This window comes from Paenibacillus barengoltzii NBRC 101215 (assembly GCF_004000745.1).
GTDB classification, from domain to species: Bacteria; Bacillota; Bacilli; order Paenibacillales; family Paenibacillaceae; genus Fontibacillus; species Fontibacillus barengoltzii.
Genome location: NZ_BILV01000040.1, coordinates 45,426 through 55,892, shown reverse-complemented (window position 1 = coordinate 55,892; position 10,467 = coordinate 45,426). Strand labels below are relative to the sequence as shown.

Here is a 10,467-nt window from a genome sequence, read left to right as displayed (position 1 = left end):
AGTTTGGCAACAAGGGGTTATACCCCAAGAGCAAACCACCCGTTGGACGGGTGGTTATGATTTGCTTGGATATGCCTTGAGCTCACATGCTGCAAGGGGTAGTAGTCAGAGGAGGGAACCAGCATTAAAGTTCTGTTTATCGGAGATATCGTCGGAAATACGGGGCGCAAAGCGCTAAAGGCCACGCTGCCTCATTTAAAATCGAAATATAACCCGCATATCATCATTGCGAACGGCGAAAACGCTGCGGCAGGCCGGGGCATTAACGCCAACATCGCCAAAGAGTTTTTCGATCAAGGCATTCACGGCTTAACGATGGGGAACCACACGTGGGACAATAAAGAAATCTTCGACTTCATCGATCAAGAGCCGCGAATGGTCCGGCCGGCTAACTACCCGCCGGGTACGCCCGGATTAGGGTACACTGTGATTAAGGCAAATGGGAAAGAGCTGGCCGTGGTCAATTTGATGGGCCGCACTTTTTTGCCGCCGCTTGATGACCCGTTCCGGGTTGCGGATGAAATCATCGGTCAACTATCCAAGAAGCACAAGTGTATTCTGGTCGACTTCCATGCCGAGGCCACTTCGGAAAAAATCGCCATGGGTTGGTATCTTGACGGTCGCGCTTCGATCGTTGTGGGGACGCACACTCATGTGCAAAGTAACGACGACACGATCCTGCCGCAAGGGACGGCTTACTTGACCGATGCCGGTATGGTTGGCTCACGTGAAGGCATCCTGGGCATGGAACGGACGGCCGTGCTGCGCAAGTTCACCACACAGCTTCCGGTTCGGTTCCAAGTCTGCGAAGGGAAATGGCATTTCCACGCGGTCATTGTCGATATAGATGAATCTACGGGCAAAGCCCAGAAGATTCAAAAAATTCGTTTGCTGGAAGACGAGTGGATTATGGACTAGTTCATCGCCAAGAAGTCCGATAAATCAAGTCCTCTCGAAACTTTCTCCTCGGGGAAAAAGAAGGAATATCCCAGATTCTCACGAATATCTTCTAAGTAGTGGAATCCAACGAATATTCCCAGGGAGGTACTAACCATGGAAGTATTAAAGGTTTCAGCAAAATCCAACCCCAACTCCGTTGCCGGTGCGTTGGCTGGCGTCCTAAGAGAACGTGGCGCTGCTGAACTTCAGGCCATTGGGGCGGGTGCTCTTAACCAAGCCATCAAAGCCGTTGCGATCGCCCGGGGATTCGTCGCGCCAAGCGGTGTGGACTTGATTTGCATTCCTGCTTTTACCGACATCGTCATCGATGGTGAGGATCGGACCGCGATTAAACTGATCGTAGAACCGAGATAAGTTTTGGATAGAATGATGCCTGTTTACGTTTCGTAGACAGGCTTTTTTGTTTGTTTTGAGCTAAAATGTTCGTAACGAGGAGGATTATTATGAACCTGCCCATTATCGATTTTCATTGTGATGCTTTGAGTAAATTGCAGTTAGACCCGAAGCTGGATTTTGCCCATGACCGCCGGTTGGACGTCAATCTTCGCCGATTGGAGGAAGGCGGAGTGAAGCTGCAGACGTTCGCCATATTTCTATCCAGTGAGTTAGGGCCAGCGAAAATGGAACATATTCTTGAACAGATCGATTTGTTTCGTGAACGGGTTCTCCCGCTGGGTGTGCTCCCTGTACAAACTGCTGAAGACTTGAATACCCTGGAGCAAGGAGGGGGAATTGGTGGGCTATTGTCGCTGGAAGGAGCGGACGGGCTTGAGGGAAACCTGCAATATGTCCGTGTATGTTATGAGAAGGGTGTGCGGTTACTCGGGTTGACATGGAACTATGCCAACTGGGCTGCGGACGGGGTGATGGAGCCGAGAAACGGCGGGTTTACTCCGGCTGGGTTAGAGCTGGTGAAGTTGTGCCATGAGCTCGGCATCATTTTGGATGTCTCGCATTTGTCGGTCAAAGGATTTTGGGAGCTTCAAGAGCTGGCGGAGGCCGCGGGCAAGCCGTTTATCGCTTCCCATTCTAACGCCTATCAGATTTGCCCCCATCCACGAAACCTCCGTGACGACCAGATCCAGGCGATTATTAAGCTCGGCGGGCGAATTGGAGTGACCTTTGTGCCTTGGTTCGTCAAAGAGGGGAAACATGCAACCACCAAAGATTTGCTGCCGCATATCGAACGGATCTGTTCATTGGGCGGAGCGAAGCACCTGATGTTCGGATCCGACTTTGACGGGATCGACACCCATTTGACCGATTTCCGGCATACGGGTCAGTACGCAAATTGGCAGGAGACTTTGCTGAAATATTACCCGGAAGAGCTTGTTCGCGGATGGTTGTACGACAATGCAGCCGCATTCCTGCGCGCTTGGTTGCCTTCTCACAAGTAAGCGCTTTAATTCATCCAATTGTGAGAACGAATTGATCGAAAACTACTATATGAAAAAAGGCTAGAAAACGCTTGCTTTTTGCCAAGTGTAGACATAAAATTGACATGACTCTGAAACAGAATGTTCACAAACAATTGGCCGGAATGTGACCTCTTGCACGTTAACATTCTACACTTTTATTATTCTCTATTTTTCCATTGCGATACGATTAAAGGGGTGGGCGATCTTGATTAGTCAATTGTCTTGGAAGATCGGTGGACAGCAGGGAGAGGGCGTTGAAAGTACAGACCGGATTTTTTCGACGGCTTTGAACCGGCTGGGATATTATTTGTACGGGTATCGGCATTTCTCCTCCCGTATCAAAGGCGGTCATACGAATAACAAAATCCGGATCAGTACCAAGCCAATTCGTGCGATTTCCGACGACTTGGACATTTTAGTCGCTTTTGACCAAGAAAGTATCGATTTGAATGCACATGAATTGCGCAGCGGCGGGGTTATTGTAGCGGACGCTAAGTTTAACCCGACCGTACCGGAGGGCGTGGATGCCCGTTTGTTCCCGGTGCCGATTACGAGCATTGCCGAGGAGCTTGGAACTTCGCTGATGAAGAACATGGTTGCTTCCGGTGCCTCATGGGCGCTGCTCGGTCTTCCGCTTGAAGTCTTTAACAAAGCGGTGGAAGAGGAGTTCGGCCGCAAAGGACCTGCGATTGTTGAGAAAAATATCGAAGCAGTGAAACGGGGCGCGGATTTCGTGCTTGAGCTTGCCGGAGGACCTCTGGAAGAGTTCAAACTCGAGCCGGCGGATGGCAAGCAGAAGCTGTTTATGATCGGCAACGAAGCGATTGGCCTGGGGGCTGTTGCGGCAGGTTGCCGGATCATGAGTGCTTACCCGATTACCCCTGCTTCTGAAATTATGGAATATTTAATCAAAAAATTGCCGAAATTTGGCGGTACAGTGATTCAGACCGAAGATGAGATTGCAGCGATTACGATGGCGATTGGTTCGAGTTATGCAGGCGTTCGTACGATGACTGCATCGGCGGGACCTGGCTTGTCCCTCATGATGGAAGCGATCGGACTGGCTGGCATGACCGAAACGCCAGTCGTAATCATTGATACACAACGCGGCGGTCCAAGTACAGGCCTGCCGACGAAGCAGGAGCAAAGTGATATCAACGCGCTCATCTACGGTACGCATGGGGAAATTCCGAAGATCGTGATTGCGCCTAGTTCGATTGAAGAGTGCTTCTACGATACGGTAGAGGCGTTCAACCTGGCTGACAAATATCAGGTGCCTGTTATCGTGGTGACGGACCTGCAATTATCCCTCGGGAAGCAGTCCTGCGAAATGCTCGATTTCAACAAAGTTATGATCGATCGCGGTTACCTGGTGAAGGATATTCCAGATCGTGAAGATTCAAGCATGTTCAACCGCTACGCCTTTACGGAAAACGGGATCTCCCCGCGGGTGCTGCCAGGTGAGAAGAACGGCATTCACCATGTGACTGGGGTGGAACACGATGAATCCGGTCGTCCGTCGGAAAGTCCGGTGAACCGGAAGAAAATGATGGATAAGCGTTTGCGGAAGCTGGCCAATCTGGAGGTCACGAATCCGATTCACCTTCAAGCCCCGCATGCTGAACCAGATCTGCTGATCATCGGCATGGGCTCTACGGGTGGCACGATTGATCAAGCTCGCATCCGCCTGTCGGAGGACGGCTTGAAGACGAACCACATGACGGTGCGCTTGCTGCATCCGTTCCCAACGGAGCAAGTGTTGCCGCAAATCGAGAAGGCGAAGAAAGTCGTTGTTCTGGAGAACAACGCAACGGGCCAATTGGCTAACCTGATTAAACAAAACGTAGGTTACCACGACAAAATCGTGAATGTCCTGAAATATAACGGCAATCCGTTCCTTCCTTCGGAAGTCTACGAAGAGTGCAAGAAGGCAGCCGGGAAGAAAGCGCAGGAGGAGTTGGTGAAAAATGGCAACGTTTAAAGATTTCCGTAACAACGTTAAACCTAACTGGTGTCCGGGATGCGGCGATTTCTCCATTCAAGCCGCAATCCAACGCGCTGCAGCGAATGTAGGGCTTGAACCTGAGCAACTCGCTGTGATTTCCGGGATTGGTTGCTCCGGTCGGATCTCCGGATATATCAACGCTTACGGATTGCACGGGATTCACGGCCGTGCGCTGCCAATCGCCCAAGGCGTGAAGTTGGCCAACCGCGACTTGACCGTCATCGCTTCCGGCGGCGACGGCGATGGCTTTGCGATCGGGATGGGACACACAGTACATGCCATTCGCCGGAACATCAACATCACCTACATTGTCATGGACAACCAAATCTATGGGTTGACCAAGGGGCAAACCTCTCCGCGCAGCGGTGAAGGCTTTAAGACGAAGAGTACGCCGGAAGGCTCGGTAGAATCGACTTTGTCGCCGCTCGAAATCGCTTTGGCTTCGGGTGCCACTTTCGTAGCGCAATCGTTCTCCAGTGATTTGAAGCAGCTGACTTCCTTGATCGAGCAAGGCATCCAGCACGAAGGCTTCTCCTTGATCAACGTATTCAGTCCATGCGTTACCTTTAACAAGGTAAATACGTACGACTGGTTTAAAGAGAACATCATCAATCTTGAGACCGTTCCGGATTATGATCCAAGCAACCGGGCGATGGCCATGGCGAAGCTGATGGAGACGAACGGCATGATTACCGGATTGATCTATCAGAACAAAGAGAAGAAATGCTACGAAGATCTGGTTCACGGCTTTAAGAAAGAACCGCTGGTTCATCAATCGCTGGCGCTTTCTGAAAGCGAGTTTGACAATCTTGTAGCAGAATTCAAATAATCAGGTAAAAGGTGTCCATTTCTGGTGGACGCCTTTTTCTTTTTTTCTCCATTAGGTGTATAATGAGTAGCGATGTGAATCGTCATCGATATAGAGAATATACGAGGAGTGTTTGTAGACATGAGCAAAACTGTACCTGTCGGCGTATCCGCGCGTCATATCCATTTGACGCAGGAGCACATTGAGATTTTGTTTGGACAAGGCTATCAACTGACGGAATTCAAACCGCTGTCCCAACCGGGACAATTTGCTGCGAATGAACAAGTGGCAGTCATCGGACCAAAAGGACAGTTCGATAAAGTTCGTATTTTGGGTCCAGCTCGTCCGGCATCCCAGTTGGAAATTTCCCGTACAGATTCGTTTGCATTAGGGGTTAAAGCTCCGGTGCGCGAATCGGGTAACATTGAAGGTACGCCTGGCATCAAGGTGAAAGGTCCTGCCGGGGAAATCGAATTGGAGCAAGGCGTTATCGTTGCTGCGCGCCACATTCATTTCCATACTTCCGATGCGGAGAAATGGGGCATCAAAGACAAGCAGCTGCTGAAAGTTCGCTTGAGTGGAGAACGCGGCTTGGTGCTGGAGAACGTCATTGCACGCGTATCTGACAACTTTGCCCTCGATATGCATATCGATACGGACGAAGCGAACGCGGCTGGTGCGAAGACAGGCGACACGGCAGAGATCATCGACTAATTGGTGACAGTTGAAAAAAATAAAGGGCTTGCCCAACGGCTGTGAATGCCGGGGCGAGCCCTTTTTGGTATATTCAGCTTTAAGCTTCGATGGATACCGCGTGGGCGATGCAGGGGATGCTCTCGCCTTGCTGGTAGGAGAGCGGAGAGAGCAACGCCCCGGTGGCCACGACGAGGATTCGTTTTAATTCCCCGCGTTTCATCCGGTTCAGCAGATGGCCGTAAGTGACGACGGCGGAGCAGGCGCAGCCGCTGGCGCCGGCTTGGACCTGTTGCTTCTCGTAGTCGTAAATCATCATCCCGCAATCCATATAGGTCGTCTGCTTGATGGGGAAGTTGTGCCGGACGAACAGATCGTTCGCGATGGCATAGCCGACTTTGGACAAGTCCCCCGTGACGATCAGGTCATAGTAAGATGGCTCGATCTCCAGGTCCCGGAAGTGAGCCTGGATCGTATCGACAGCGGCCGGTGCCATTGCAGCGCCCATATTAAATGGGTCGGTGATGCCCATGTCGATGACTTTGCCCATCGTAGCTGACGTTACCGAAGGCCCCTCTCCTTCAGGGGATAAAACGACGGAGCCCGAGCCAGTGACCGTGAACTGCGCGGTGGGCGGCTTCTGTGACCCGTATTCGGTCGGGTAGCGGAATTGCTTCTCCACACTGGCGTTATGACTGCACGTTCCAGCTACGGCATATTTCGCGCCTCCGGAATTGACGACATAGGCGGCCATCGCCAGCGTCTGCATCGAGGTTGAGCAGGCGCCAAACATGCCGATATACGGAATGCTTAACGTCCGTGCGGCGAAGCTGTTGCTGATGATCTGATTCATCAGATCGCCGCCGAAGTAGAATTGAATCTGTTCCTTCGTTAACCCGGCATGTCTGATCGCTAACTGCGCTGATTCTTCGAGCAGTGTCTTTTCGGCTTTCTCCCAGCTGTCTTGACCAATATAGAGGTCGGCATGGATCACATCAAAATCTTCAGCGAGCGGTCCTTGGCCTTCAAATGGCCCCACCACAGTAGCGCTGCTAATGATTTTAGGTTTATTTTCAAATACCCAGCTTTGATGGCCTTTCAGCATTTAGTGCCCACCTCCGGTATACCCTGGGATAAACACCGCGTATATCAAGCCGATGATAAAAGCAGCCACCGTACCAAACACGATGACGGAACCGGCTAATTGAAACATGCCTGCAGCTACGCCCAGCACCAGACCTTCCGGGCGATGCTCAATCGCCGTCGATGCCATCGAGTTGGCAAATCCCGTGACAGGAACAGCGGTACCTGCTCCGGCCCACTGAGCGATTTTGTCATAGACACCAAAGCTCGTGAGCAGCACGGACAAGATGACGAGAATGGCGACGGTCGGATTGGCGGCCTCTCTTTCGCTCATATGGGCAAAATGGATAAAGGCCTGTCGGATACATTCTCCAATCAGGCATATCAATCCGCCGACCAAAAAGGCTCTCAGACAATTGACAGCCACCGGGCGCTTTGGCTCATGGGCATGTGCCAGCCGTTGATACTGCTGCTGCGTAGGAGTCAATTGCTTGTTTTTTTTCTTGGCCATGCTCCCATCCTCCTATTGAATTAATAACGGTTTGACTTGATCGATAACCTTCTGCAGCTTCTCCGAACAATCGCCATACAGCTTCTTGGCCTCTTCCTCGTCTGTCGAGAGCGCGAACATCTCGAGATCGGCTTCGCACTTTTTCAATTGGGCTAGCAGGACGGGTTTGACTTGAGGCTGCGGAACAGTGATCTGGTCGTCGTACAAATCGACGTAAAGCTGGCCGTAGGCATCAACCTGTCCTAAATTGACGTTATCCAGAGAAACGCCCAGCTTCTCTAGCTCGGTGTTCAGCCACTTCCGATTGAGTCCCAGTGTAGCGAGCGGTTCGTCCATAATTTTTCCGTCGATAATGACGGTTTGCGGTTCAGGCTGAGGAGCTACTTTGATCCCTAAGTGAGCCGGCGTAATTGGCTGATATTCGCTCTTCAACATCGCGTTGATTTGACCATCGGGCTCCATGACGGCAAACTCGACTTCCGCGACTTTGAAGATGCTCTTCTTCCGCAGCTGTTCCATGAGTTCCTCGTTGGTCAGCTTTTCCTTCTTCAGATTTTCCTCCAGAATTTTGCCATCCTTGATCAACACCGTACTGCTGCTGTCGATCATGTCTCGGGCTTTCTTGCTTTTGAGCTGTAAAAACTCAATGCCAAGCGAGACGAGAAACCAGACGGTAACGGCAATGATGCCGAGATACCAGTCGGTGTTAATATCTAGGGAGATGTAGGCGGTAATGCTCCCAATCGTAATCCCGGTGATGTATTCAAAGAAGGAAAGCTGGGAAATCTGCCTTTTTCCGAGCAGCCGGGTGAGCACAAATAAGATGACAACAGCCACCAACGTTCGGACGATAACTTCCAACCACAACGGCATGAGCAATGCTCCTTTCGTAGACAATCCAAGGCGATATATCCCAATTATGCGCGGGGATACGTAAATTTACTAAGACAATATGTGGAAGCTTAGTTGGGCGTATGAATCCGTTTTGCGCAGGTGAAATTAGGCATTGTGCATAAGCAATATAAACAAAGTAAAGGTGGTGAAATTGTGACAGTAGCCTCTCAAGTCAAAACAACCTTAGCTTCGTTAAAAAGCGCGCAAGCGAGCCTGGAGCAATTCGCATTAAGCACGCAAAACCAACAAGCTAAAGATCTGTTTATGCAATGTGCCCAACAAACGCAACAAATCGTAACGCAAGTAGAAAGCCGCGTAGCACAGCTGGAAAGCGAAGAACCTCAATACAAGGGATTCTAACTGTGATGATTATTCCACAAGGACCCGTTCATTCGAACGGGTCTATTTGCGTTTCTAGGGAGACGGCGTTTATCTGGATATCGAAGCCTGGCCATGTTATAATTTAGTGTAATGCATTTTTAAGAATGATAACGATGCCCATATGGAACGAAGATAGATCAGGTAAAGGAGTGAACGGGCACATGGCTAAGGAAACGAAAGATTACGCCAAATACTTTGACTTCTCGGACGCCCGGGTCATTTCGGAGGATGAACGAGGGAAGAAGATCCGAATCCGTGGCCGGGATATTCAAATTTTGTCTGAGCCGAACCAACGCAAAGAGAAGCAACGCGGGAAAGAAGACGTCAAGGTGCTGTACGAGAATGCCGTTCCGGAAGATCTGAAGGGAATTGGCGTTGGCAAGCATTATATCGTCTATACGTTTGGCTGCCAGATGAACGAGCATGACACCGAAACGATCAAAGGTTTGCTGGAGCAGATGGGCTACCGTGCGACCGAGGATCGTAAAGTGGCAGACATTATTTTGCTGAACACCTGTGCAATTCGGGAGAACGCAGAGGACAAGGTGTTTGGTGAATTGGGTCACCTGAAGACTCTTAAGACAGAGAAGCCGGATTTGCTGCTGGGCGTTTGCGGTTGTATGTCGCAAGAGGAAGGTGTTGTGAAGCGCATCCTGCAGAAGCACAGTTTTGTGGATATGATCTTCGGGACACACAACATTCACCGTTTGCCATACCTCATTCAAGAAGCGCTGTTCAGCAAAGAGATGGTCGTTGAGGTTTGGTCCAAGGAAGGCGACATTATCGAGAACCTGCCGAAGAAGCGCGAAGGTATGCGGGCATGGGTGAACATCATGTACGGATGCGACAAGTTCTGTACGTATTGCATCGTACCGTTTACGCGAGGCAAGGAACGCAGCCGCCGTCCAGAGGACGTCATTGCCGAAGTACGTGAGCTGGCGCGTCAAGGCTATAAAGAGATCACGCTGCTGGGCCAAAACGTCAATGCCTACGGCAAGGATTTTACCGACATCAACTATACGTTCGCGAATCTAATGGACGATATCCGTCAAATCGATATTCCGCGCGTTCGGTTTACGACCTCGCATCCACGCGATTTTGACGATGCGCTGATCGATGTTCTGGCCAAAGGCGGAAACTTGGTGGAGCACATTCATCTGCCGGTTCAATCGGGCAGCAGCGCAGTGTTGAAGAAGATGAGCCGCAAGTATACGCGCGAGCATTACCTTGAATTGGTGCGCAAAATCAAGGCGAAAATCCCAAACGTTGTCCTCACCACGGACATTATCGTTGGATTCCCGGGTGAAACTGAGGAACAGTTTGAGGAAACTTTATCCCTCGTGCGCGAGGTGGGGTACGATTCGGCGTATACCTTTATCTACTCGCCGCGGGAAGGTACGCCGGCTGCCGTGATGGAAGATACTGTCCCGATGGAAGTGAAGAAAGCGCGGCTTATGAAGTTAAACGATACCCTCAACGAATTTAGCCGCAACAGTAACGAAGCGCTGCGTGGACAGATCGTTGAAGTGCTGGTCGAAGGCGAAAGTAAGAACAACGCCCATATGTTATCCGGACGTACACGCACCAACAAGCTTGTCCATTTTGAGGGCAGCACGGAATTGATCGGAACGTTTGTCCAGGTGGAGATTACCGATCCGATGACTTGGTACATCAAAGGTAAGCTCGTAGAGCAAACCGCCAAATTGGCGTAATG

11 protein-coding genes are annotated in these 10,467 nt (G+C 50.7%); 8 read left to right on the top strand and 3 right to left on the bottom strand.

Translation table 11 applies throughout. The annotated features are described in order from the left end of the window. The first annotated feature begins 123 nt into the window (after positions 1 to 123). The 6 genes from PBA01S_RS12590 (at position 124) to pduL (ending at position 5,905) form a co-directional block, all read left to right on the top strand. Complete coding sequence (locus PBA01S_RS12590; protein ID WP_028539122.1) at positions 124 to 918, top strand: TIGR00282 family metallophosphoesterase; 795 nt, start codon at positions 124 to 126, stop codon at positions 916 to 918. A 135-nt stretch (positions 919 to 1,053) separates the two neighbouring features. Continuing rightward, positions 1,054 to 1,314, top strand: coding sequence for a stage V sporulation protein S (locus PBA01S_RS12585; protein ID WP_006286829.1), 261 nt, complete (start codon positions 1,054 to 1,056; stop codon positions 1,312 to 1,314). 89 nt (positions 1,315 to 1,403) lie between these two features. Continuing rightward, entirely contained in the window at positions 1,404 to 2,357 is a 954-nt protein-coding gene (locus PBA01S_RS12580; RefSeq protein ID WP_085169482.1) for a dipeptidase, read from the top strand. Between the two features lie 226 nt (positions 2,358 to 2,583). Next, positions 2,584 to 4,359 (top strand): 2-oxoacid:acceptor oxidoreductase subunit alpha, encoded by a 1,776-nt coding sequence (locus PBA01S_RS12575; RefSeq protein ID WP_127576097.1) that lies wholly within the window; start codon positions 2,584 to 2,586, stop codon positions 4,357 to 4,359. Further along, entirely contained in the window at positions 4,346 to 5,212 is an 867-nt protein-coding gene (locus tag PBA01S_RS12570) for a 2-oxoacid:ferredoxin oxidoreductase subunit beta (RefSeq protein WP_009223088.1), read from the top strand. Before PBA01S_RS12575 ends, PBA01S_RS12570 begins: the two co-directional genes overlap by 14 nt. A 120-nt stretch (positions 5,213 to 5,332) precedes the next feature. Beyond that, entirely contained in the window at positions 5,333 to 5,905 is a 573-nt protein-coding gene (gene pduL, locus PBA01S_RS12565) for a phosphate propanoyltransferase (RefSeq protein ID WP_009223089.1), read from the top strand. A gap of 79 nt (positions 5,906 to 5,984) precedes the next feature. Here the strand turns inward: pduL and spoVAD are convergent, their stop codons facing one another. From spoVAD to PBA01S_RS12550, 3 genes are read right to left on the bottom strand one after another with little or no spacing between them, the layout of a single operon-like run. Then, positions 5,985 to 6,989 (bottom strand): stage V sporulation protein AD, encoded by a 1,005-nt coding sequence (gene spoVAD / locus PBA01S_RS12560; RefSeq protein ID WP_127576096.1) that lies wholly within the window; start codon positions 6,987 to 6,989, stop codon positions 5,985 to 5,987. After that, on the bottom strand, positions 6,990 to 7,478 hold the full coding sequence (spoVAC, locus tag PBA01S_RS12555) for a stage V sporulation protein AC (protein ID WP_127576095.1): 489 nt from the start codon (positions 7,476 to 7,478) through the stop codon (positions 6,990 to 6,992). A 12-nt stretch (positions 7,479 to 7,490) separates the two neighbouring features. Further along, positions 7,491 to 8,351: a DUF421 domain-containing protein gene (locus PBA01S_RS12550; protein ID WP_127576094.1), complete on the bottom strand. Its 861-nt coding sequence runs from the start codon at positions 8,349 to 8,351 to the stop codon at positions 7,491 to 7,493. 174 nt (positions 8,352 to 8,525) lie between these two features. Here PBA01S_RS12550 and PBA01S_RS12545 point away from each other — a divergent pair, with 174 nt between their 5' ends. Then, on the top strand, positions 8,526 to 8,732 hold the full coding sequence (locus PBA01S_RS12545) for a DUF1657 domain-containing protein (protein WP_127576100.1): 207 nt from the start codon (positions 8,526 to 8,528) through the stop codon (positions 8,730 to 8,732). Positions 8,733 to 8,914: 182 nt separating this feature from the next. Next, positions 8,915 to 10,465: a tRNA (N6-isopentenyl adenosine(37)-C2)-methylthiotransferase MiaB gene (miaB, locus tag PBA01S_RS12540; protein ID WP_016312366.1), complete on the top strand. Its 1,551-nt coding sequence runs from the start codon at positions 8,915 to 8,917 to the stop codon at positions 10,463 to 10,465. Positions 10,466 to 10,467: the final 2 nt, after the last annotated feature.